Source organism: Nonomuraea sp. NPDC049028, assembly GCF_043197735.1.
Taxonomy (GTDB): Bacteria; Actinomycetota; Actinomycetes; order Streptosporangiales; family Streptosporangiaceae; genus Nonomuraea.
The window spans coordinates 56,002-77,284 of record NZ_JBICTR010000020.1; the positions used below are offsets into that span (position 1 = coordinate 56,002).

Sequence of the window (21,283 nt, forward strand, 5' to 3'; positions counted from 1 at the left end):
TGCCGTCTGATGTCGGCTGAACATCAGGCCGCTATCCCTGGCCGACCACCTTGTCCAGGAAGGAGTACAGGTTCGCCCGGGTGCGCGCGACCTTCTCCCCCAGGCTGAGGGACTCATCGATGGTCCCGCCCCCTGCCGCCTCCTTCTTCCCGCGCGTGTAGAGGGAGCAGGCCAGGTCGGTGCACAGGTAGTGCCCGACCGAGTTGCCCTGGCGGCCGGCTTCGCCGGTTCGGCGCGCGGTCATCAGCGCTACGCCGCCGTTGGTGTGCGTGGTCAGGCACAGCGAGCACATGCTGCGCGAGGTGAAGCCGCGCGACGCGCCGGATGTCACCCGCAGCGCGATGCCAACGAGGGGACCGTCGCGTTCGGCGACCAGGTAGGCGCGTTCGGGCGCACCCGGATCTCGCCACCCGAGGAAGTCGAGGTCTTCCCAGGGATGGTCCGCGAGGTCTTTGGGGACGCTCAGCCGCTTGGTCTCTCCCTTGGAACAGTTCACGAATGATGTACGGATGTCGCGCTCGGTTATTGCTCTCATGGGCGGGGAGGCTAGCTTCCTTACAGGTATTATGCAAATACTTAAAGCATGTAAGTTAGCGGAGAAGGGCGGCACATGGCACGCGCGGGATTGACCGCCGAACGCCTGACCCGGGCGGCGGCGGACCTGGCCGACGAGATCGGCTTTCAGAACGTGACCGTCTCGGCCCTCGCGCGCGGTTTCGACGTCAAGCCCGCGGCCCTGTACTCGCACGTCAAGGACGTGCAGGATCTCAGGGCCAGGGTGGCGTTGCTGGCCCTGGCGGAGCTCGCCGACAGGGCCGGCGCCGCCCTGGCCGGCCGCGCGGGCAAGGACGCGCTGGTGGCCTTCGCGAACGCCTACAGGGGCTACGCGAAAGAGCATCCGGGCAGGTACGCCGCGATGCAGATCGAGCTCGACTCGGACAGAGTGGATACCAGCGCGGGGCGTCCGCACGCCGACATGACTCGCGCGATACTGCGCGGATACGCGCTGTCGGAGCCCGACCAGACGGACGCGGTACGCATGCTGCACAGCACGTTCCACGGCTATGTGAGCCTGGAGACGGCGGGCGGGTTCCGCCGCCACCCTCGTGACGTGGACGCTTCGTGGTACAGAGCGCTGGACGCCCTCGACGCCGTTCTCCGCAACTGGCCGCCAACCTGAGCTTTTTCGCTGGCTGCTTCAGTGCGCGGGGTGCGATCATGGAGCGATGGCGACGACCTGGGACGAAGCATTCGCGAACCGGTACCAGGAATGGTCGGGTCACATGACGGCCGACGTGGACTTTTACCTCGATCTCGCACGCGAGGCGGACGGGCCGGTGGTCGAGCTGGCGATCGGGGACGGGCGGGTCGCGATCCCGGTGGCGCGGGAGACCGGCCGGCGGGTCGTCGGGATCGACGTCTCACCGGCGATGCTCGCGCAAGCCCGTACCCGTGCGGCCGAGGCCGGTGTGGAACTCGACCTGCGCGAGTGTGACATGCGCGACTTCGTCCTGGACGAGCCCGCGGCGCTGATCTACTGCCCGTTCCGATCACTCCAGCACCTGCCGACCTGGGCCGACCGTCGCCGTACCTTTGAGCGGGTCGCCGCCTCGCTCCGGCCGGAGGGGCGGTTCGCCTGGAACGCCATCGCCTTCGACCATCGGATCGCGGTCCAGCTCGACGGCGCGCGGCAGGAGAAGCCCGTACCGCACACTGTCCGTTACGCGGTTGGAGACAACCGCGTCGACCTTGTCCTCGACGACGGTGCGAAGAGCTCCTTCTGGTGGGCGACGAAGAACGAGTGGCTCGGGCTTCTGGATGTCGCCGGTCTTGAGGTGGAAGCGCTCTACGGCGGGTTCGCCCGCGAGCCGTTCACCGAGGACAGCCGAGAGTATGTGTTCGTCGGCCGCCGCCGGCCCTCCTAGGGCTCTTGTAGTCGTGGAGACCGGCGCGCGAGCATCGTGCCCATCGCGAAAGCGCTGAGCACGCAGCCGATCTGCGCGACCGCGAGCACGGGCAGGGGTCACGCCATTCCCCCTCCTCACGATCCTCAGCGATCAGGCCCTCTTCCTGCAGGCGATCGAAGGCGGCGTAGAGGGTTCCGCGCGCAACCGGACCCGGCCCTTGGAGATCCGCGCCGTCCATGCCACACTCACTGTTATAGAACTCTATGAAGAGTTATAGAACGAGGTGAGCGTGAGATGCGAGAGATGTCGCCATGGCGGGAGCCCGTCCCGGTGGGCGGGACGATGGGCGAGCCCCAAGCGCGGGGCCGGTTCGGCGAGTACGGCGGGCGGTACGCGCCGGAGTCCCTGGTGGAGGCGTGCCGCGAGGTGGACGAGGCGTTCCGGGAGGCGCGGGCGGATCCGGGCTTCCGCAGCGACTTGGCGGAACTGCTCGCCTTGCACGCCGGACGGCCGACCCCGCTCACACCGGCCCGGCGCCTGTCGCAGGAGCTGGGCGTGCGGCTCTACCTCAAGCGCGAGGACCTCACCCACACCGGGTCACACAAGATCAACAATGTGCTGGGCCAGGCCCTGCTCGCCACCCGGATGGGACGGCGCAGGCTGATCGCCGAGACGGGAGCGGGTCAGCACGGGGTGGCCGCCGCGACCGCCGCCGCGCTGCTCGGGCTCGAGGCCACGATCTTCATGGGCGAGCGCGACATCGAGCGGCAGGCGTTGAACGTCTTCCGGATGCGCATGCTGGGCGCCGAGGTGATCCCGGTCACCACGGGCAGCCGTACGCTCAAGGACGCGACCAGCGAGGCCATGCGGCACTGGGTGGGCGTCACCGGCGACTCCCACTACTGCGTCGGCTCGGTCATCGGGCCGGATCCGTACCCGTGGATGGTCAGGGAGTTCCAGCGGGTCATCGGCGACGAGGCCCGCGCGCAGTGCGCCGCCGAACTGCGGACCGGCGTACCGGACCACGTGGTCGCGTGCGTCGGCGGCGGCTCCAACGCGGCCGGTACGTTCGCCGGCTTCGCCGACACCTCGGCGCGCTTCGTCGGTGTCGAGGCGGAGGGCGGCGCCGGTGCGGCCCGCGGCAGGCTCGGCGTCCTGCACGGCTGCCGGTCGCTGTTCCTGCAGGACGACGACGGGCAGATCGTCGAGGCGCACTCCATCGCCCCCGGCCTCGACTACCCGGGGGTCGGCCCGGAGCACGCCCACCTGCGCGAGCTGGGCCGGGCCCGGTACCTCACGGTGACCGACGAGGAGGCGGTCGGCGCGGCGCTACGGCTGGCGCGCACCGAGGGCATCGTCCCGGCGCTCGAATCGGCGCACGCCCTCGCCTGGGTGATCCGCGCGGCGGGCGACGGCGAACTGGCCGCCGGATCGACGGTCCTGATGACGCTGTCCGGCCGGGGCGACAAGGACATCTCTACCCTGAAGGAGCTGCTGTGACGGACATCCTGGCCCCGGGCGAGGTCGAACGCCACCTGCGTGGCCGCCGGGACACCGGTCGGGGTCTGCTCATGCCGTACATCACCGGGGGCGTCACCCCCGGCTGGACGGCATACCTGAAAGCGTTCGCCGCGGCCGGCGCGGACGCGATCGAGGTCGGCCTGCCGTTCTCCGACCCCACGCTCGACGGCGTCACCATCCAGCAGGCGAGCAACGTGGCGCTGGCCCGGGGAGCGAGCACCCGCCGGATCCTCGCCGACCTGGCCGAGGTCCAGAGCGTGGGCGTACCGCTGGTCGCCAGCACCTACTACAACCTGGTGCTGCATGACGGGCCCGAGGCGTTCTGCGCCGCGCTGCGCCGGGCCGGTGTCGGCGGCCTGATCGTGCCCGACCTGCCGGTGCACGAGGCGGACGAGCTGACGGACGTGGCCGCCGCCGCCGGGATCGAGCTGGCCCTGCTGGCATCGCCGTCGACGCCGCAACCCAGGCTGGCGGAGATCTCGCGCCGCAGTCGCGGATTCGTCTACGCGGTGTCGGTGATGGGCACCACCGGCGAGCGGGCCGACCTCGCCGCCTCGGCGGCCGAGCTCACCGCGCGGATCAAACGCGGCACCGACCGGCCGGTCTTGCTAGGATTTGGCATTTCCACGCCTGACCAGGCGCGGGAGGCAGGCCGGTACGCCGACGGCGTGGTGGTCGGCGCCGCGGTCATGCGGCGGGTGCTCGACGGGGCGGGGCCGGACGACCTGACGGCCTTCCTCGCGGCCCTGCGCCGGGCCCTCGACCAGGAGTGACGCACCAGGATGACCCCCGACGCCGGGCATGAGGCGAGATACCGCGCCATCGCCGCCGACCTCGCCGCGAAGATCCGGTCGGGACACTACGCCCCCGGTGAGGCCCTGCCCCCGCAACGGGAGCTGAGCACCTCCTACGGGGTGACCCTCATGACGCTGCGCCAGGCGTTGCGGGAGCTCAGCGACGAGAGGCTGATCGTGCAGCGGCCCGGCAAGGGCACGTTCGTGGCCCCGGCCCATCTGGCGTACCAGCTCGGCTCGCTCCGCAGCCTGGCCGACGATCTGCGGGAACAGGGCCACGATGTACGCACCGTGGTGGCCGGGCGGGCGATGCGCCGGGCCCCCGCCCGGATCGCCGCGGAGCTGCGGCTGCCTCCCGGCGAGACCGCCCTGCGGCTGGAGCGGGTCCGCGAGTTCGCCGGCCGTCCCGCCGTACACCAGGTGTCCTGGGTACGCCGGCCGGCGGCCGACCAGATTCGCGACCGCGACTTCACCGCCGTCTCCCTCTACACGGCGCTCGCCGAGGCGGGAGTGGCGGTGGCCCGGGCGTCGGAGGTGGTCCGGCCCGGCCTGCTCGACCCCGCCGCCGCGCGCCGCCTGCACGAGCCCGAGGGCAGTGCCGTGCTCGTCAGCACCCGGATCGCCTATACGCCCGACGCCGTGCCCGTCGTGTCCGATCATGCCACCATCCTGGGCACCATGATGGAGATCCGCACCGAACGCGCCGCGACCGGCCTCTCCCTCACCTGGCGCGCCACCAGCTAGGCGGCGGCGCGACGGCGAGAGTATGAGCCCGAGTATTACGACGGGTAGCACTCTCGGCGCATCGGCCGTAGCATACGGATCATGGCCAAGGAGAGAACGTCCGTCAGCATCGCCCCGTGGATCCTGGAGGCGGTACGCAAGCACGCCGAGGCGAACGGGCTCAGCGTTTCCACCGTCTTGGAGCGCGGAGCCCTTCGCGAGATCGCCGCCACCCACAGCGCTGCCGCCCGCGCCAAGGTCTACGGCGAAAGCGCCCACCAGGAAGCCGACGAGCGGATCGTCGCCGACGACACCGCGCGGGCCGCCGACGAGCACCGCGGCGAGGCCGCGTGAGCCACCGATTCGGCGAGCTGTGGACCGTCCAGCTCGGCGACCGTGAGGAAGTCCGGCTCGTCGTGACCGGCGACTTCTACCACACGCTCTACAACGACAACGTGCTCACCGCGCACGTCGAGGCCGCCGACCTGGCGCACGCCCTGACCGCCTTCGTCGTCGACGTCGGCGACGACCGAGCCGCCATGATCGACCGCATCAGCACCGTGGCGGCCACCCGGCTCAAGAGCAAGGTGGGCGACCTGCCCGAGGCCCAGCTCGCCGCCGCGCGCAGCATGCTGGGCACGATCTTCTCCGTCACGGGATGACCCGCCGACGCCGCCAGCGCGTCGCGGACCGCGGCGGAGGCCGGCCTACCTCACCCGCCGCGCGAGGTCGGCGACAGGGACCCGGCTGAGCTGCACATCCTCCTTGTTCGTGCCATACGCCGCGTACAGGGAGCCCTTCCACACGATGCTCTTCGGGTAGCTGTATCCGGCGTTCTTGTACAGGCCCTCGTAGCGGCGCGGCTGCAGGTCCTCGGCGGTGCGCAGGTTGTACGCCTTGTCGAAGGTCACCCCGTCGGCGCTGGTCAGCACCGTCAGCGGGTACCTGTTGCGGGTGCCGGTCGGGTTGCCCACGAGGTAGGCGGTGCCGTCCGGCAGGTTCCCCGCGCTCTGCTTGGTGCGCGAGTCGGGCACGTTGGTCTCCACCGATGCCGACCAGGTCTCGCCGTCGTCGGTGCTCACCGCGGCGAGCTTGCGCAGGGTTCCGCCGCCCTGGTCGCGGAAGACCATCACGATCGAGCCGTCCGGGCGCCGGTACCAGCTCGGCTCCAGCTCGCGGCTCATCTCCGGGGTGTTCGGCTGGTTGGTGAAGTCGCCCTGCTTCCAGCCGGAGACGCCGAGCGGGTCGTCGGTGTAGTACGGCTTGACGAACAGGCCGGGCTGCATGTGGAACGCGGTCAGCACCCGCCCGCCTGGCAGTGCCTTGACGTCCTGCTCGATGATGCCGTTCACCGGCTGCCCGTCGGCGCCGGTAACCCGGCGGGGGCTGCTCCAGTGCCGGCCGTCCTTGCTGGTCACGTACTCGGTGTAGCCGCCGCGCGGGGTCAGGCCGCGTGGCCAGACGTTGAGGTAGGCGACGAGGGTCCGCCCGTTGGTCCACCAGCCGCCGCTGGAGGTGTAGCCGTCGGTGCGTGGCGCGGTGAGCGGGATCGGCTTCGACCACCTCTTCCCGTCTTTGCTGGTGGCGTAGGTGACGATCGTGTCGGGCGCGTCCTCGTCCACGGCGGAGCTCTGCCACTGCGCGTACAGCCGTCCCTTGAACGGCATGAGCACGACGCCGTGGTTGTACTTCCGGTCTTCGGCGCCGGGCGCGAAGACCGTGATGGTCTCGGCGCGCGCGGCGCGGTCCAGGCCGAGTGTGGCGGTGTTGGAGGTGTCGATGAGCCCGTCGGGCACCTTCAGCGGCGGGCCGTCCACGGTGGCGTGCGCCGGGGCGGCGGACAGGGCGAGGAGGGCCGCCAGGGCGAGGGCGGCGGTGCGGACAGGGGGGTGTGAACGCGTACGCGTCATGGCATTCTCCATTTGGCTGGATGCGAAGCGATCAAGGTGGTCAGTGGTGGAGCGGGAGGTCGCGGGCGAGCCGCCGCAGGGCTTCCTGGTCGGGTTCCGGGATCGGCATGCGGGAGCGGCCGACCGGCCGTCCGGCGAGGCGGTGCACGGCGAGCATCCGCGTCGGCTCGCCGCGGATCGCGTCCACCACCTCGTCCACGTCGCCCTGCAGGCGCGCCACCGCGCCGGCGTCCGCGCGCTCCAGCGCGGCCCGCATCGCGACGAACGGCTTGGCGAACGCCGACGCCACCCCGGACACGATCCCGTCGGCGCCCGCCGCGGCCGCCCCCGCGTAGTCGGCGTCGCTGCCGGTGTAGATGAGGAACCCTTCGGGCAGGCGGGCCCGGTACGAGGCGATCGTGTCGAGCGATTCCCCGCTGACCTTCACCCCCACGACGTTCGGCAGGCCCGCGAGCCGCACCAGCAGTTCCTCGTCCACCACCACTCCGGTGCGCGCCTCGAAGAGGTAGACGAACACGTCCAGCCCACCGGCCTCCGCGCCGACGTCCCGGAAGAACGCGTAGACCTCTTCTGGTGGCGTCGGCAGGTAGAACGGGGTGAGCACGGCGATCTCGCGGGCGCCGGCCGCCCGCGCGCCCGCGATGAGTCGCGACACCTCGTACCGGCTGGCGGCCCCGACGTGCACGATCACGCGGATACCGGGCAGCACCTCCACGGCGAGCGCCGCGACGGCGTTGCGCTCCTCTATCGACAGGGCCGGGAACTCGCCGGTCGTGCCGAGCACGAGCGCCCCCTGGACCCCGGAGCCCGCGACGTACGCGAGGATCTCACGGGTCCCGGCCAGGTCGAGTGCGCCGTCCTCGGCGAACGACACGGGTACGGCGGCGATGATGTCATGGGACGAGGTATCAGTCATGGATCTTTCGCGGGAGATGGGGAGATTGAGGGATTCCGGGGGCAGATGAGCGGGTCACCCGGCGCCGTACGCCTCGTCCATCGAGGCCAGCACCTGCTTGGCGTCCGCCTGTCCGGAGAAGAGCTGCTGGATCCCGGTGAAGTGAGCGGCCTGCACCTGCGCGTTGGGCCAGCCGGAGTCCGGGAAGGGCGCGGTGTGACCGGCGGCGATGATGTCGATCGCCGCCCGCACGGCCGGTGCCGCCTCGACCTCGGCCCCCTGGATCGCGGGGATGCCGGGCGCGGTGTCGAACCAGACCTTGATGGCCTCCGGCGTGGCCAGCCAGTCGACGAAGCCGAGGCCGTTCACCCTGTTCTTGGCCTTGTCGTTGACCGCGAAGCTCACGCCGATGCCCCGCGGGACCGGATTGGTGCCGCTGTCACCGCCGGGCAGCGGGAAGAACCCGAACTCCGCGTCCTTCGGGGCGGTCGAGGTGATCTGCGAGTAGGAAGCGAGCACCTGCACCACGCCGACGGCCTTACCGGTGTTGACCAGGTTGTAGGAGGCGGTCACGTCGGTGCCGAGCGGATCGGTGTTGAAGCAGCCCGCCTTGTTCATCTCCAGGTACTTGGTGAAGGCGGCCTCCCAGCCGGAGCCGGCGAAACGCGCCTGCTGCTTCGTCATCTTGTCGTTGAACGACGGGTCGGCGGCGTAGACGGTCGAGGCGACCAGCGCGTACGGGATGAGCTGCGTCACCCAGTCGGTCTGGATCCCCAGCGCGAAGGCGACCTTGCCCTTGGCCTGGACGTCCGCACAGAACTTGAGCAGCTCGGTGTAGGTCTCCGGCGTCTTCAACCCGATCTCCTTCAAGGTGGCGACGTTGTAGATCGCGCCGATGGCGTCGAGCTTGGACGGCAGACCGTAAGTCTTGCCGCCGATCCGCATCGTCTCGGCGGTGCCGGGCTCGATCTTGGCGGCCCACGGCCGGTCCGACAGGTCGGCCAGGTAACCGGCCTTCTGCAGGATGGAGATGGCGCCGGGATTGCCGCTGCCCGGCCACACCGTGAACACGTCGGGCGCCGTCCCCGACGACAGCTGGGTACGCAGCGTCGTCTGGTACTGCGCGGTGTCGGCCACGGTCACGTTGATGTCGAGGCCGGTCTTCTTCTTGTACGCCTCGACCACCGCCTGCATCGGCGCCTGGTTGTTCGACGTCGTGGCGATGGTGAGCGCGTTGGTCTTGTCGTTGCCCGGCGCCTGCGGCTGCGACCCGCAGGCGGTCAGGGCCAGCGCCGCCGCGGCGAGAGCGGCGATCTTCCGGTTGAACATGCTGGTGGTACTCCAAGGGGGTCGAAGGGAAATCAGTGGGTCGGCGTCGCGGCTCCGGCCGGGAAGCGGAAGGTGTAGCTTCCCGACGCCAGTCGCAGCTGGGTGCACCCCGGCCGCTCCGCCTGGAGGGTGACCCCTTCCGATCGGGTGACGGCCTCGCCGCCTTCCGTGATCGTCGCCGCCGAGGGCACCGGGAGCACGGCTACGGCGGCCGCTCCCGGCGGTATCAGGACCGACCATTCGCACCATCCCGCCTCGTCGCGGCGCCAGGAGCTGGCGACGCGCCCGCGAGGGGTGTCGATCGCGCCGCGCGCCCAGTCGAGGGAGGTGTGCGGCTGCGGCGCGAGCCGGATGTCGGCGTACCCGGCCGAGCCGGGCGCCTGTCCGATGCCGAGCACCCCGGTGAACAGCCACTCGCCGACCGCGCCGAGGGAGTAGTGGTTGAAGCTGTTCATCCGCGGCGACTGGAAACCGCCTTCCGGCGTCCAGCCGTCCCAGCGCTCCCAGATCGTCGTCGCCCCGTTGCGCACGGAGAACAGCCACGACGGGTACCGGTCGTCGTTGATCAGCGCGTACGCCAGATCCGAGCGGCCGATCGCGGTCAGCACCGGGCATAGCAGCCCGACCGTGATGAAACCCGAGGTGAGGGAGACGCCGCGGCGTTCGATCGCCGCCACGAGCCGCCCGGCGACGGCATCGCGCTGCTCCGCCGCGCACAGGTCGAAGGCGAGGGTGAGCAGGTAGGCGCCCTGGGTGTCGCCGTGCACCCGGCCGTCGAGGCCGATGAACTCCGCCCGGTAGGCCGCGCGGACGCGCTCGGCGAGGCCGGCCAGTTCCCGCGCCTCGGCGTCCCGCCCGAGCACGGCGAGGCTGCGCGCGGTCAGCTCGGCGCTGTGCGCGAAGTAGGCGGTGGCCAGCACGTCCTTCGGGGTCTCCGCGCCGACCTGCAGCCAGTCCCCGTAGTTGTTGCCGACGCGCTCGCGCCAGATCAGTCCGGGATTGTGCCGTTCGATGTGCCGTACCCAGGCGACCATCGCGTCCACGGACTCCCGAAGCACGTCGGCGTCGCCGCTCGCGCGATAGAGGTGCCAGGGGATCGTCACCCCGCCGTCGCCCCAGGCCGGCGCGCCTTCCCGCAGGTGGATGAGGCGGGGCGAGAGGTCGGGGAACGCGCCGTCCGCGGACTGGCCGAGGCGCACGTCCCGCAGCCAGCGGCGCAGCAGCGGGGCGACGTCGGCCAGCAGCAGCGCGGTCGGCGTGAACACCTGCGCGTCGGCCAGCCAGCCGAGCCGCTCGTCGCGCTGCGGGCAGTCGGTCGGGATCGACACGAAGTTGCCCCGCAGGCTCCAGGTGATGTTCGAGGCCAGCGCGTTCAGGTCCGCGCTGGAGCTCTCGAACGCGCCGGTCAGCGCGAAGCCGTTGTGCAGCACGACCGCATCGACCTGCTCGGGGCCGAGGTCCCCGGTCAGGCCGGAGACCTCGGCGTAGCGGAAGCCGTGCAGGGTGAAGCGGGGCTCGAACACCTGCGCCGGCGAGCCGTCGGTCCAGAAGACGTCCACGGGTTCGGCGGTGCGCAGGTTCGCCGTGTAGAGGTCGCCGTGCTCGTCGAGCACCTCGGCGTGGGTGAGCTGGACCCGGGTGCCGGCGGGCTGGCCCGTCAGGGTGAGGGCGACGCGGCCGACCACGTTCTGCCCGAAGTCGACCACGAACCGCCCGTCGCCCCGCGGCGTCACCGCGACCGCGGGCACCCGGCCCATCACCCGGACCGCCGGGTCGGCCTCCGGGACCAGCGTGGAGGTGTCGCGGGAGGTCACCACCGCCGCCGACCAAGTCGAGGTGTCGTGTCCCGGCAGCTCCCAGCCCGGTTCGGCGCGGCGCGAGTCCTCGTACTGGCCCATCAGCAGGTCGGCGTAGAGGATGTCGCTCGGCGACTCCTTCCACCCCTCGCCGCTGACGATCGACCGGCGCGACCCGTCCGCCCCGTCCATGTCGAGCTGCACCAGCAGCGCGGGCTCGGTGCCGTAGTGCTGCGCTTGGTGGCGCCGGTCGGTGCCGATGAAGCCCACGTACCAGCCGTCGCCCAGCAGCGCCGCGACCGTGTTGCGGCCGGGCCGCAGCAGGGCGGTCACGTCCCAGGTCTGGTACGTGATCCGCTCCCGGTACTCGGTCCAGCCCGGCACCAGCTCGTCCCGCCCGACCCGGCGGCCGTTGACGTAGAGCCGGTACACGCCCTTCGCCGACGCGTGCACCCGGGCCGACGCCGGCACTTCGGTCAGGTCGAAGCCGTGGACGAAGCGGCGCACCGGCTGCAGCTTGTTCACCGTGTAGCTGATGTCGGTGTCCTGTGGCGGCGAGGCCGCCTGGCGGTAGATCGGGTTGCGGCCGATCCACGCGGCCCGCCACTCCCCCGCGTGCACCACCCCGGTGCCGAACCGGGCCCGCGCCATCGCCCGCGCGCCCGTCTCGTCCTCGACCTCGACCTCCCATTCGTAGGCCGACGACGTCACCAGCGGCCCGCCGCCGTAGCGGGCGCCGACAGTGCTGTCCGACTGCACCACGCCGGAGTCCCACACCAGCACCGCGCCGCCGGTCGCCGGCAGGTGCCGCACCCGGACGCGGTAGGAGCGCTGGCGCGCGCCACGCCGGTCCGACTCCAGCCGCCAGGAGAACGAGGGCGCGGCGACGACGCCCAGCGGCTCGTGCTGCCCGCCGGTCCGCAGCTCGTAAGGTCGCAACCCGGTCATCCCTTCAGCCCTCCCGCGAAACCGCTGATGATCCTGCGTTGCAGCAGGAAGTAGACGACCAGCACCGGCAGGATGCTGATCACCAGGCCGGCGAACACGATCGGCCAGTTGGACACGTACTGCCCGACGAAGGCGTACAGCGCGACCGTCACCGTCTGCCGCGGCGTCCCGCTCAGATACAGCAGCGGGACCAGGAAGTCGTTCCACACGGTGATCGCGTTCAGGATGACGACGGTGCCGGTGACCGGGCGCAGCAGCGGGAAGACGACGCTGCGGAAGGTACGCAGCGCGCCCGCGCCGTCGATCGAGGCCGCCTCCTCGTACTCCCTCGGGATCGCGCGCAGGAACCCGGTGTAGAGGAAGATCGAGAACGGCACCTGCATGCCGACGTAGAGGATCACCAGCGCCCACAGCGAGCCGAGCAGCCCGACGTCGCGCATGGTCTGGTAGAGCGGGATGAGCGCCACCTGGAACGGGATCAGCATGCCGGCCAGCACCAGCCAGAAGACCGTGGACGACAGCTTCGAGGTGATCCGCGCCAGCGGGTAGGCCGCCATCGAGGAGATGACCACGATCAGCACCACGCTGACGCCCGTCACGATCGCGCTGTTGACCAGCGCGCCCGCCAGGCCCGCCTGCTCCCAGGCGGCCAGGTAGTTGTCGAAGGTCGGCGCCGTCACCGGCCGCAGCGGCGAGGAGGCGTCGCCGGCCGGCTGCAGGGACAGGTTGACCAGGATGTAGACCGGCAACACGAACACGAGGGCGGCCAGGAGCATGACGACCTCGCGCGCGAACACGCCCTTGGTGTAGCGCAACATCAGCTCACCGCCTGCCGGTTGGACATCCGGTACTGCGCGACCGAGAACACCGCGACGATGACGGCCAGCACGAGGGCGAGCGCGATGCCGTACCCGAACTGGTCGAACTGGAAGGCCGACTTGTAGAGCAGCGTGGAGAGCGTCTCCGTGGCCCCACCCGGTCCGCCGCCCGTGAGCACGTACACCTCGGTGAACATCTTGAATCCGCCGATCAGGGTCAGCATCACGTTGATCGTGGTCGCCGTGGCCAGCAGCGGCCAGGTCACCGACCAGAAGCGGCGCCACGCGCCCGCGCCGTCCACCGCCGCCGCCTCGATCACCTCAGGCGAGATCGACTGCAGGCCCGCCAGGTAGATCACCATTGAGTAGCCGGCGTGCTGCCACACCACGATCATGACCACCGACACCGCCGCCCACGTCGGGTCGCCGAGCCAGCTCTGCCGCAGCGCGCCCAGTCCGACCGCCTCCAGCAGGCCGTTGACCGCGCCGTCCGGCGTGAGCATGAACTTCCACAGGTACGCGACCACGACCGGTGTGATCACGACCGGGGCGAAGAAGACCACGCGCAGCACGTTGCGCGTCTTCAGGCCCGTGTGCAGACCGATCGCGAGCAGCAGCCCGACTCCGTTCTGCAGCACCGTGATCGCGAGCGCGAAGATGAGCGTCATGGTCAGCGCTTCGAGCGAACGGTCCGAGGAGAAGATGCGGGCGAAGTTGTCGAAGCCGACAAAGTTGTAGTCCGGGGAGAGGCCGTCCCAGTCGGTGAAGGCGAGCGCCCCGCCGCGCAGGGTCGGCACCACGACGGCGAACCCGTAGAAGGCGAGCGCGGGCAGCGCGAACCACAGCAGCTTCCGCGACGGTGCCGCCGGCCCGCGCCGCCCACCGCCGTCCGTTGTGGGTCTCTTCGACGTGAGCACTCCGAAACCTTCCGTTCACCGTTAACGGTGGTCAGTTAACCGTTAACAAAGAGCGCGCGTCAAGACCGGAAGCCCCTGGGCCGGACTCCTGCGATACCTTCGGCCGTAGCCGAATCCAAGGGGTCTCTGGCATGCTCACGGTGGCGTTCTCCGCCTACGACCTGACCTCCATCAGGTTCGCGTACTCCCCGCTCAGGGAGGTCTCCGCCGGTATCCAAGCGCTGCGCACCCCCGCCGGGCGGCCCCTGCATCTGCCGTGGTTCAAGCAGGTAGGCCCCCTGATCGGCGGCGATCTGGCCCCGCTGCTCGACCTCATCACCGGCGCCGGTTACATCCCCGACTTCCTGTGTCCCGTCCCCACCAGCCCGACCCCGGACCTGGCCGGCGAGCTGGCGGTCCTGCGCGCCACCCCGCACGAGATCATCCGCACGGACCTCGACCGCATGGCCGCCGAGATCCCCGGCTCGCTGACCGGCTGCGCCATGGAGCTGTACCAGGATCCGGGCCCAGGCCTCGAACGGCTGGCGCACGTCATCGAGGCCTTCTGGCGACTCGCCATGGCACCGCACTGGCCGCGCATGCGCAATCTCCTCGAAGGCGACCTGCTCTACCGCGCCCGGCAGTACGCCGAACGCGGCCCCGCCGGCGTGTTCGCGGACATGCACGCGGCCATCCGCTGGGAAGACCGCACCCTCTACCTGGACGACCGCCCGAAAGAGCTGTCCCGGACGCTGAACGGCGAGGGCCTGCTGCTGGCCCCGTCCGTCTTCGTCTGGCCCAGACTGCTCTACCGCACCGACTCCCCCGGCCAGGCGGTCATCACCTACCCCGTACGCGCCGTCGCCACGCTGTGGGAACGCGGCACCGCGCCCGCCCCCGACGCCCTGGCCGCCGTCATCGGCCGCTCCCGCGCGCTGCTGCTGGCCGAGCTCGACACCCCCGCCTCCACCACGGACCTGTCCCGGAGCACCGGCCTGTCCCCCGCCAACGTCTCCGAGCAGCTCGCCCTGCTGCTGTCCGCGGGCCTGGTCACCAAGCACCGCGTCGGCCGGGCCATGCTCTACGTACGAACCCCGCGCGCCCAGGCCCTGCTGGACGACTGATTCGGCGCACGCCGAATGTGTCGCCCCGCCCCGAGGGCCGCCCGCACCATGCACTCATGACGATCACGGCTCCCGCCCCCACCCCTGTATTCCAGGGGCTGCCCAAGGTGTTCTGGCTGCTGTTCTCCGGCCAGCTGGTCAACAGGTTCGGCGGGGTCGTGCTGCCGTTCCTCGTGTTCTACCTGACCGGGCGGGGGTATGCGGCCGCGCAGATCGCCGCCGTCATCTCCGCGTACGGGCTGGGCGGCCTGGGCGGGCAGCCGCTGGGCGGCTACCTGGCCGACCGGTTCGGCCGCCGCGTCACCCTCATCGGCGGACTGCTCGCCACCGCGGCCTGCCTGATCCTCATCGCGGCCGCCGGCAGCCTGGCCTGGCTGATGACCGCGGCCCTGGCCATGGGGCTGGCGGGCGACGTCTACCGGCCGGCCGCCTCGGCGCTGGTCGCCGAGACCACACCACCGCACCTCCGCGCGAAGGCTTTCGGGCTCATGCACTGGGCGGTCAACGTGGGCACCGCCGCGGCCGGCGCCGTCGCCGGACTCCTGCTCGCCCATGGCTTCTGGCTCCTGGTCATCCTGGACGTGACCACCAGCGTCGCCTTCGCCGTGATCGTGGCCATCGGCATCCCCCGTGGCCACGACAAGGCCGCCGCCAGACCCGCGCGCAACGGCTACGCGATCGCGGCCCGCGACCGGGTGCTGCTGGCCGCGCTGGCCTTCCTGCTGCTCGGGCTGATCCTGTACGCGCAGGCCTCGTACGCACTGCCCCTGGCCCTGGCCGCCGACGGGCTCCCGGCGTCGCTTTACGGGCTGCTCATCACCGTCAACGGCGCGATCGTCGTGATCTTCCAGCCGCTGTTCATCTCCTGGCTGTCGCGCCTGCCCCGGCTGCCGGTCCTCGGCGTCTCCATGACCGTGGTGGGCCTCGGCCTGGCCTTGACCGGCCTGGCCAGCCAGCCGTGGCACTACGTGGTCACGGTGGTGCTGTGGTCGATCGGCGAGATCGGCATGGCGGGCTTCGAGGCGGCGCTGATCGCCGACCTCACCCCGGACGGCGCCCACGGCACCTACCAGGCCCTGTACGGCTGGACCACCGCCATCGCCCGCTTCGCCGGACCGGCCGTCGGCGCCGTACTGTTCCAGGCGGGAATGCTGTGGTGGGCCTGCGCCGCGACGGGCGTCGTGTGCGTGGTGTTCGCCTTCACCCTGATGCCCGCGGTCGCACGGCGGGAAAGGCCGTAGGGGGCTCAGACCTGCGGCTTGCGCCAAACGATGCTGTAGCGCAACAGCAGGTGGCGGCGGTACAGGGAACCGGGCAGGATCTCCGCGGCCAACGCGCGCATCTGCGGATATGTCACCGGCGGCGGCCACACGGTAGGGGACGAATGCTTCCAGAGGCCCTTCCTGGCACGGTGGAAGGTGCCGACCGCGACGCCGGCCAGGTCGCGCGGCAGGTCCCTGGGCATGGTGCTGCGGGCGAGGCCGACGATGGCCAGGACGCCACCGGGACGCAGCAGATCGCGCATCCGGGCCAGCCCGCTGGCGGCGTCCAGGTGATGCAGGGTGGCCACCGACGCGACGACATCGAACGAGGCGGGCTCGAACGGATGAGTGAGGAAGTCGCCGAGGACATACTCGACGTCGTCCGATTGCTCACGGGCCTGGTCGATGCTGGGCGCGTCGAGATCGATACCGATGACCTCCGGCACGGCCCGCCGCAGTTCACGGGCGAGCATGCCTTCGCCGCAGCCGACGTCGAGAGCCCGCCGGGCGCCATCGGGGACGGCGTGGAGGATGCGGGGGTGGTAATGAATGTTGTGATTCCATCGCTTGCGGCCCTTATCTGGCATTTGATCATTTTGCCACAATGACGCACGCCTGATGGGTCAGCGTTGGCGCTCTTCGGCCGTCTGCGGAGCGTGGTGGGGGGTGGCCAGGTCCAGCAGGACCATGGCGTCGTAGTCGGGGGTGCCGGGCTCGGCGACGTACACGGCCAGGCGCTGGCCGGGAGTGCCTTCCAGGTGCATGCTCTGGACGTCGAGGGTGATCGTCCCGACGTGGGGGTGGCGGAAGGTCTTGCGGGCGTTCTTTCGGCCGGTGACCTCGTAGCGTTCCCAGAGCTTGGCGAAGTCGGGGCTCTTGAGCAGGAGCTCGCCGACGAGGTTGGTGAGGTCGGGGGCGTCGGGGTCGGTGCCGGCCTGGGCGCGCAGCCGGGCGACGCAGCCGCGGATCTGGTTCTCCCAGTCGGGGAACAGCCCGCGGGCTGTGGGGTGGAGGAACAGGTAGCGGGCCAGGTTGCGTTGCTTGGCCGGCCAGTCGTCCATCCCGGCGTACAGGGCGAGCCCGCCGGGGTTGCAGGCAAGCAGGTCCATGCTGCGGCTGACGATGTAGGCCGGGTTCGGGCGCATGGTCTGCAGCAGGAGCTTCAGGTGCGGGCGGACCGTACGGCTGGGCGGGGGCGGCGGTTCGGGCGCGTAGCGGGCGGCCCGGGCGGCGAGGCTGCGCAGGTGCTCGTGTTCGTCCTCGTCCAGGCGCAGGGCGCGGCCGAGGGCGTCGATGACGGCGGGGCTGGGCCGGGTCTCCTTGCCGCGCTCCAGCCTGGTGTAGTAGTCGATGCTGACGCCGGCCAGGGTGGCGAGTTCCTCCCGGCGCAGGCCCGGAGTGCGGCGCAGGCCGGGGCCGGCGGTCAGGCCGACCTCGGCGGGGGTGATCTGGGTGCGACGGGCGCGCAGAAAGCGGCCCAGCTCGCTGCCTCCGGCGTCGTTGTGCTGCTCAGCCATGCTTTCAGTGTTACAGCCGCCGGCCGCGAACCGTGTGGCCGAGGGGGGCCCTGTCACACCCCTGAACACGGCTCCCCGGCACAGCACGGTCTGCCATCGGGCGAATGCGCAGAGCACGATGGCTGTTGGTGACGATGCCGCGCCGCCCGCGATTGGACGCGGCATGACGCCTCGTCAGGGCCCTTGTGTCCCTTCGGTACCCGCCATCAACGTATCGATCCATCGGAGATAGCAACGATGAAGCACATCAAACTGCGTGACCTGGACGTTTCCCGCATCGGGCTGGGCGCGATGGGCATGTCCCACGGCTACACCGGCTCCGGCACCGACGAGGCCGAATCCATCCGTACCATCCACCGGGCCCTGGAACTGGGCGTCACCTTCATCGACACGGCCGAGATCTACGGGCCGTACACCAACGAGGAACTTCTCGGCCGGGCCCTGAAGGGCCGCCGCGAGGAAGTGGTGCTGGCGACGAAGTTCGGCCTGATCGCGCACGCCGGCGCGGGCCCGTGGAACCTCGACAGCAGCCCGGCCAACGTCCGCACCTCGGTCGAGGGATCGCTGAAGCGGCTGGGCACCGACTACATCGACCTGTACTACCAGCACCGGGTCGACCCGAACACGCCGATCGAGGAGACCGTGGGCGCGCTGGCCGAGCTGGTGGAGCAGGGCAAGATCCGCCACATCGGCCTGTCGGAGGCCGGGCCGGACACCATCCGTCGCGCGCACGCCGTGCACCCGGTCACCGCCGTGCAGTCGGAGTACTCCCTGTTCACCCGGGGCCTGGAAGAGCGGGTGCTGCCGCTGCTGCGCGAGTTGCGCGTCGGCCTGGTGCCCTTCTCGCCACTGGGGCGCGGCTTCTTGACCGGGAAGATCCGTTCCACCGACGGCTTCGCCGAAGGCGACTTCCGGCACGGCAACCCGCGCTTCACCGGTGAGAACTTCCAGCACAACCTGCGCCTGGTCGACGAGGTCCAAGCCATCGCCGCCGAGGCCGGCGCCACCCCGGCGCAGGTCGCGCTGGCCTGGCTGCTGGCCCAGGGCGACGACATCGCTCCCATCCCCGGCACCAAGCGCGTGAGCCGGGTCGAGGAGAACACCGCCGCCGACGGCATCCAGTTGTCGGATGAGCAGCTCGCGGCGCTCTCCAGCCTGCCCCCGGCCGCCGGCGACACCCACACCGAGGCCGGCCTGCGGATGCTGGAGCGCTGACCCGCCTGCCGTCAGCTGGGTTCACCACCCTTTCCCGAAATCTAAAGGAGCACGTCATGCGTGCAGCCGTGATGTACGGTGCCGGCGACGTCCGCGTCGAGAACCGGCCCGACCCGAAGATCCAGCGGCCCACCGACGCGATCGTCCGCGTGGTCCTGTCGTGCGTGTGCGGCAGCGACCTGTGGCCGTACAAGTCCATGCCCACCACCGCCACCGGACGCCCGATGGGGCACGAGTTCCTCGGCGTGATCGAGGACACCGGCTCCCAGGTGAGCGCCCTGAAGACGGGCGACCTGGTCGTCGCACCGTTCACCTACTGCGACAACACCTGCGATTTCTGCCGCAAGGGCCTGCAGTCCTCCTGCCGCCACGGCGGCCGCTACGGCCTGGACGGCGTGGACGGCGGCCAGGGCGAGGCAGTGCGGGTCCCCCAGGCCGACGGCACCCTGGTCAAGCTCCCCGTGGAAGAGAGCAGCCCGCTGCTGCCGTCCCTGCTGACGCTCTCGGACGTGCTGGGCACCGGCCACCACGGCGCCGTCACCGCCGGCGTGACCCGCGGCGACCGCGTCCTGGTCATCGGCGACGGCGCGGTCGGCCTGTCCGCCGTGCTCGCCGCCAAGCGCCTGGGCGCCGGACAGATCATCCTCATGGGCAGGCACACCGACCGCACCGACCTGGGCCGCGACTTCGGCGCCACCGACGTCGTGGCCGAACGCGGCGACGAAGGCGCGACCCGGGTGCGCGAGCTGACCGGGGGCGACGGCGTCGACCGCGTCGTGGAGGCCGTCGGCGCCCTGGAGGCCCTGCGGACCGCGTTCGCCGCAGTCATCGACGGAGGCACGATCAGCCGCCTGGGCGTTCCGCAGTACGAGGACGGCCCCATCGGCCCCGCCATGATCATGCGGAACATCACCCTGACCGGCGGCGTCTCACCGGCCCGCGCCTACATCGAGGAACTCATGCCCGACATCCTGAACGGCGTCATCGACCCGGGCCGCGTCTTCGACCGCACCATCGGCCTGGAAGAGGTCCCCGACGCCTACCGCGCCATGGCCGACCGCGAAGCCCTCAAGGTCCTCATCCGCCCCTGATCTTCGACAGAGCGCCGGACAAAAGCAGCCGCGCCGTCCTTCCCGGCATCCCCCTTATGGAGGCATGACCATGCCCACGAAGTACCCCGCTCCGGCGACCGGTACGGCGCAGGGCGGCGGGCCGGCCAAGGCGATCTGGGCGTTCGACGCAATCGGCACGCGCTGGGAGATCGAGACCCGCCAACTGCTGGACGGGCGGGTGCGGGCTGAGATCCAGGACCGGATCGAGCGGTTCGATCTGGCCTACTCACGCTTCCGGCCGGACTCGCTGGTCTCCCGGATCGCCACCGCGCAGCAGGGTGGCCGGTTCGTCTTTCCCGAGGACGCCGCCGCCCTGTTCGACCTGTACGACCGGCTGGCCGCTGTCACCGGCGGCGCCATCGACCCGTTGGTGGGCCGCGAGCTGGAACTGCTCGGCTACGACGCGGCCTACACCCTGCGGCCCGTCGCCCCCGCGGCCTGGCCTGCCGGGCCGCGGCCGGTCTGGGGACGCGACACGGTACGGGAGGGGACGGTGCTCACCACTGGCCGCCCGGTCGTCGTGGACGTCGGGGCCGCAGGCAAGGGGTACCTGGTCGACCTTGTCGCCGCTCTGCTCACCGAATCCGGGATCGGCGCATTCGTGGTGGACGCGGGCGGGGACCTGCGCCATGCCGGGCCGCAACCGATCCGGATCGGGCTGGAGTACCCCGCCGACCCGTCCCAGGTGATCGGCGTCGCCGACCTGCGTGATCGGGCGCTGTGCGCCTCGGCCGTCAACCGGCGCGCCTGGGGGGACGGCCTGCACCACATCCTGGACGCCCGCACCGGGATCCCGGCCGCGGAGGTGGTGGCCACCTGGGTCGTCGCGGACGACGCCGCCCACGCCGACGCCCTGGCCACGGCCCTGTTCGTCACCGACCCGCGCACGCTGGGCCGCTCGTTCGCCTTCGACTATGTCCGGCTGCTAGACGACGGACGCGCTGAGATCTCATCCCGATTCCCCGGCGCCCTGTTCGGCCCCGAAACACAGGAGGACCGCTCATGACCGCCCCGAACCGCACCGCCACGGCACTGCTCACGATCGCCGCCTCGACCTTCGCGTTGACCGGCGCAGGCTGCTCGGCCGGCACCGAACCCGAGGCCGGTACCGCACCCCCAAGGCCACCCTCGTCGGCCCCCTCGTCACCATCACCGCCACCGGCGTCCGCGTCGGCGCGAGGAGATTCCCAGTACCGCGACGGCGCCTACACCGCCACCGGCACCTACGGCGGCGGGCCCTCCCACATCACCGTGACGCTCACGATCGACGACGACGTGATCACCCGAGTGGCCGTCGCACCGCACGCTACCAATCCGACCTCCCGCGACTACCAGGAACGGTTCGCCACCGCCGTAACCCAGATGGTCGTCGGCAAGGACCTCGATGACGTCCGTCTGTCCCGCACGGCCGGCTCCAGCGGCACTCCGGTCGGTTTCAACGACGCCTTGGACCAGATAAAGCGGCAAGCGGCGAACTGACCCGCTCGGGCGCCGGCGGAGCGGCCTTTGCCGAACC

The 21,283-nt window shown here is 71.0% G+C and carries 22 protein-coding genes; 13 read left to right on the forward strand and 9 right to left on the reverse strand.

Annotated features, from left to right (window positions below):
* Positions 1–31 precede the first annotated feature (31 nt).
* Positions 32–535, reverse strand: coding sequence for an FBP domain-containing protein (locus ACGFJ2_RS53980; protein WP_357955124.1), 504 nt, complete (start codon positions 533–535; stop codon positions 32–34).
* 75 nt (positions 536–610) lie between these two features.
* Here ACGFJ2_RS53980 and ACGFJ2_RS53985 point away from each other — a divergent pair, with 75 nt between their 5' ends.
* The 7 genes from ACGFJ2_RS53985 to ACGFJ2_RS54015 all read left to right on the forward strand — a co-directional run bounded on the left by ACGFJ2_RS53985 (position 611) and on the right by ACGFJ2_RS54015 (position 5,607).
* Positions 611–1,180 carry a TetR/AcrR family transcriptional regulator gene (locus ACGFJ2_RS53985; protein ID WP_393482299.1) on the forward strand — a complete coding sequence of 190 codons (570 nt, stop codon included), beginning with the start codon at positions 611–613 and terminating at the stop codon, positions 1,178–1,180.
* Positions 1,181–1,226: 46 nt separating this feature from the next.
* Positions 1,227–1,925: a class I SAM-dependent methyltransferase gene (locus tag ACGFJ2_RS53990; RefSeq protein ID WP_393482302.1), complete on the forward strand. Its 699-nt coding sequence runs from the start codon at positions 1,227–1,229 to the stop codon at positions 1,923–1,925.
* Positions 1,926–2,201: 276 nt separating this feature from the next.
* Positions 2,202–3,407: a tryptophan synthase subunit beta gene (trpB, locus tag ACGFJ2_RS53995; RefSeq protein ID WP_393482305.1), complete on the forward strand. Its 1,206-nt coding sequence runs from the start codon at positions 2,202–2,204 to the stop codon at positions 3,405–3,407.
* Positions 3,404–4,201: a tryptophan synthase subunit alpha gene (trpA, locus tag ACGFJ2_RS54000; protein WP_393482308.1), complete on the forward strand. Its 798-nt coding sequence runs from the start codon at positions 3,404–3,406 to the stop codon at positions 4,199–4,201. The genes trpB and trpA overlap by 4 nt, the downstream gene beginning before the upstream one ends.
* Before the next feature lie 9 nt (positions 4,202–4,210).
* The gene (locus ACGFJ2_RS54005) at positions 4,211–4,966 is read left to right on the forward strand and encodes a GntR family transcriptional regulator (RefSeq protein WP_357955132.1); all 756 of its coding nucleotides are present in this window, start codon (positions 4,211–4,213) and stop codon (positions 4,964–4,966) included.
* An 81-nt stretch (positions 4,967–5,047) separates the two neighbouring features.
* Positions 5,048–5,299 (forward strand): hypothetical protein, encoded by a 252-nt coding sequence (locus tag ACGFJ2_RS54010; RefSeq protein WP_357955134.1) that lies wholly within the window; start codon positions 5,048–5,050, stop codon positions 5,297–5,299.
* On the forward strand, positions 5,296–5,607 hold the full coding sequence (locus ACGFJ2_RS54015) for a type II toxin-antitoxin system PemK/MazF family toxin (RefSeq protein WP_357955136.1): 312 nt from the start codon (positions 5,296–5,298) through the stop codon (positions 5,605–5,607). The genes ACGFJ2_RS54010 and ACGFJ2_RS54015 overlap by 4 nt, the downstream gene beginning before the upstream one ends.
* Before the next feature lie 45 nt (positions 5,608–5,652).
* Here ACGFJ2_RS54015 and ACGFJ2_RS54020 read toward each other — a convergent pair whose 3' ends face one another.
* Genes ACGFJ2_RS54020 through ACGFJ2_RS54045 form a run of 6 tightly spaced genes read right to left on the reverse strand, consistent with a single transcriptional unit; the run spans position 5,653 to position 13,558 of the window.
* Positions 5,653–6,855: a sialidase family protein gene (locus tag ACGFJ2_RS54020; protein ID WP_393482313.1), complete on the reverse strand. Its 1,203-nt coding sequence runs from the start codon at positions 6,853–6,855 to the stop codon at positions 5,653–5,655.
* 40 nt (positions 6,856–6,895) lie between these two features.
* Positions 6,896–7,771 (reverse strand): dihydrodipicolinate synthase family protein, encoded by an 876-nt coding sequence (locus ACGFJ2_RS54025; protein WP_393482316.1) that lies wholly within the window; start codon positions 7,769–7,771, stop codon positions 6,896–6,898.
* Between the two features lie 54 nt (positions 7,772–7,825).
* Positions 7,826–9,079 (reverse strand): ABC transporter substrate-binding protein, encoded by a 1,254-nt coding sequence (locus ACGFJ2_RS54030; RefSeq protein WP_393482319.1) that lies wholly within the window; start codon positions 9,077–9,079, stop codon positions 7,826–7,828.
* Positions 9,080–9,111: 32 nt separating this feature from the next.
* Positions 9,112–11,814, reverse strand: coding sequence for a family 78 glycoside hydrolase catalytic domain (locus tag ACGFJ2_RS54035; RefSeq protein WP_393482322.1), 2,703 nt, complete (start codon positions 11,812–11,814; stop codon positions 9,112–9,114).
* A 5-nt stretch (positions 11,815–11,819) separates the two neighbouring features.
* On the reverse strand, positions 11,820–12,641 hold the full coding sequence (locus tag ACGFJ2_RS54040; protein ID WP_393482325.1) for a carbohydrate ABC transporter permease: 822 nt from the start codon (positions 12,639–12,641) through the stop codon (positions 11,820–11,822).
* A complete protein-coding gene (locus tag ACGFJ2_RS54045) occupies positions 12,641–13,558 on the reverse strand; it encodes a carbohydrate ABC transporter permease (RefSeq protein WP_393482328.1) in 918 nt (305 codons plus the stop codon). The genes ACGFJ2_RS54040 and ACGFJ2_RS54045 overlap by 1 nt, the downstream gene beginning before the upstream one ends.
* Before the next feature lie 131 nt (positions 13,559–13,689).
* On the opposite strand from ACGFJ2_RS54045, the gene ACGFJ2_RS54050 reads away from it, so the two are divergent.
* On the forward strand, positions 13,690–14,661 hold the full coding sequence (locus tag ACGFJ2_RS54050; RefSeq protein WP_393482331.1) for a DUF5937 family protein: 972 nt from the start codon (positions 13,690–13,692) through the stop codon (positions 14,659–14,661).
* A gap of 56 nt (positions 14,662–14,717) precedes the next feature.
* Positions 14,718–15,902: an MFS transporter gene (locus ACGFJ2_RS54055; RefSeq protein ID WP_393482334.1), complete on the forward strand. Its 1,185-nt coding sequence runs from the start codon at positions 14,718–14,720 to the stop codon at positions 15,900–15,902.
* Positions 15,903–15,907: 5 nt separating this feature from the next.
* On the opposite strand, the gene ACGFJ2_RS54060 is transcribed toward ACGFJ2_RS54055, so the two are convergent.
* Both ACGFJ2_RS54060 and ACGFJ2_RS54065 read right to left on the reverse strand, forming a co-directional pair.
* On the reverse strand, positions 15,908–16,510 hold the full coding sequence (locus tag ACGFJ2_RS54060; RefSeq protein WP_393482337.1) for a class I SAM-dependent methyltransferase: 603 nt from the start codon (positions 16,508–16,510) through the stop codon (positions 15,908–15,910).
* 36 nt (positions 16,511–16,546) lie between these two features.
* Entirely contained in the window at positions 16,547–17,440 is an 894-nt protein-coding gene (locus ACGFJ2_RS54065; RefSeq protein WP_393482340.1) for a helix-turn-helix transcriptional regulator, read from the reverse strand.
* Positions 17,441–17,677: 237 nt separating this feature from the next.
* On the opposite strand from ACGFJ2_RS54065, the gene ACGFJ2_RS54070 reads away from it, so the two are divergent.
* The 4 genes from ACGFJ2_RS54070 to ACGFJ2_RS54085 all read left to right on the forward strand — a co-directional run bounded on the left by ACGFJ2_RS54070 (position 17,678) and on the right by ACGFJ2_RS54085 (position 21,246).
* Positions 17,678–18,655 carry an aldo/keto reductase gene (locus ACGFJ2_RS54070; protein ID WP_393482343.1) on the forward strand — a complete coding sequence of 326 codons (978 nt, stop codon included), beginning with the start codon at positions 17,678–17,680 and terminating at the stop codon, positions 18,653–18,655.
* Between the two features lie 56 nt (positions 18,656–18,711).
* Positions 18,712–19,746: a zinc-binding dehydrogenase gene (locus ACGFJ2_RS54075; RefSeq protein WP_393482346.1), complete on the forward strand. Its 1,035-nt coding sequence runs from the start codon at positions 18,712–18,714 to the stop codon at positions 19,744–19,746.
* A gap of 64 nt (positions 19,747–19,810) precedes the next feature.
* Positions 19,811–20,773 carry an FAD:protein FMN transferase gene (locus tag ACGFJ2_RS54080; protein ID WP_393482349.1) on the forward strand — a complete coding sequence of 321 codons (963 nt, stop codon included), beginning with the start codon at positions 19,811–19,813 and terminating at the stop codon, positions 20,771–20,773.
* On the forward strand, positions 20,770–21,246 hold the full coding sequence (locus tag ACGFJ2_RS54085; RefSeq protein ID WP_393482351.1) for a hypothetical protein: 477 nt from the start codon (positions 20,770–20,772) through the stop codon (positions 21,244–21,246). Before ACGFJ2_RS54080 ends, ACGFJ2_RS54085 begins: the two co-directional genes overlap by 4 nt.
* The last annotated feature ends 37 nt before the right edge of the window (positions 21,247–21,283 follow it).

Bases quoted from the DNA above. Each gene is read 5' to 3' on its own strand.
- ACGFJ2_RS54065 (WP_393482340.1), bottom strand. From the start codon at position 17,440: ATGGCTGAGCAGCACAACGACGCCGGAGGCAGCGAGCTGGGCCGCTTT.
- ACGFJ2_RS54060 (WP_393482337.1), bottom strand. From the start codon at position 16,510: ATGCCAGATAAGGGCCGCAAGCGATGGAATCACAACATTCATTACCAC.
- ACGFJ2_RS53985 (WP_393482299.1), top strand. From the start codon at position 611: ATGGCACGCGCGGGATTGACCGCCGAACGCCTGACCCGGGCGGCGGCG.
- ACGFJ2_RS54005 (WP_357955132.1), top strand. From the start codon at position 4,211: ATGACCCCCGACGCCGGGCATGAGGCGAGATACCGCGCCATCGCCGCC.
- trpB (WP_393482305.1), top strand. From the start codon at position 2,202: ATGCGAGAGATGTCGCCATGGCGGGAGCCCGTCCCGGTGGGCGGGACG.
- ACGFJ2_RS54085 (WP_393482351.1), top strand. From the start codon at position 20,770: ATGACCGCCCCGAACCGCACCGCCACGGCACTGCTCACGATCGCCGCC.
- ACGFJ2_RS54050 (WP_393482331.1), top strand. From the start codon at position 13,690: ATGCTCACGGTGGCGTTCTCCGCCTACGACCTGACCTCCATCAGGTTC.
- ACGFJ2_RS54055 (WP_393482334.1), top strand. From the start codon at position 14,718: ATGACGATCACGGCTCCCGCCCCCACCCCTGTATTCCAGGGGCTGCCC.
- ACGFJ2_RS53990 (WP_393482302.1), top strand. From the start codon at position 1,227: ATGGCGACGACCTGGGACGAAGCATTCGCGAACCGGTACCAGGAATGG.
- ACGFJ2_RS54075 (WP_393482346.1), top strand. From the start codon at position 18,712: ATGCGTGCAGCCGTGATGTACGGTGCCGGCGACGTCCGCGTCGAGAAC.
- ACGFJ2_RS54020 (WP_393482313.1), bottom strand. From the start codon at position 6,855: ATGACGCGTACGCGTTCACACCCCCCTGTCCGCACCGCCGCCCTCGCC.
- ACGFJ2_RS54040 (WP_393482325.1), bottom strand. From the start codon at position 12,641: ATGTTGCGCTACACCAAGGGCGTGTTCGCGCGCGAGGTCGTCATGCTC.
- ACGFJ2_RS53980 (WP_357955124.1), bottom strand. From the start codon at position 535: ATGAGAGCAATAACCGAGCGCGACATCCGTACATCATTCGTGAACTGT.
- ACGFJ2_RS54010 (WP_357955134.1), top strand. From the start codon at position 5,048: ATGGCCAAGGAGAGAACGTCCGTCAGCATCGCCCCGTGGATCCTGGAG.
- ACGFJ2_RS54030 (WP_393482319.1), bottom strand. From the start codon at position 9,079: ATGTTCAACCGGAAGATCGCCGCTCTCGCCGCGGCGGCGCTGGCCCTG.
- ACGFJ2_RS54025 (WP_393482316.1), bottom strand. From the start codon at position 7,771: ATGACTGATACCTCGTCCCATGACATCATCGCCGCCGTACCCGTGTCG.
- ACGFJ2_RS54070 (WP_393482343.1), top strand. From the start codon at position 17,678: ATGAAGCACATCAAACTGCGTGACCTGGACGTTTCCCGCATCGGGCTG.
- ACGFJ2_RS54080 (WP_393482349.1), top strand. From the start codon at position 19,811: ATGACCATGCCCACGAAGTACCCCGCTCCGGCGACCGGTACGGCGCAG.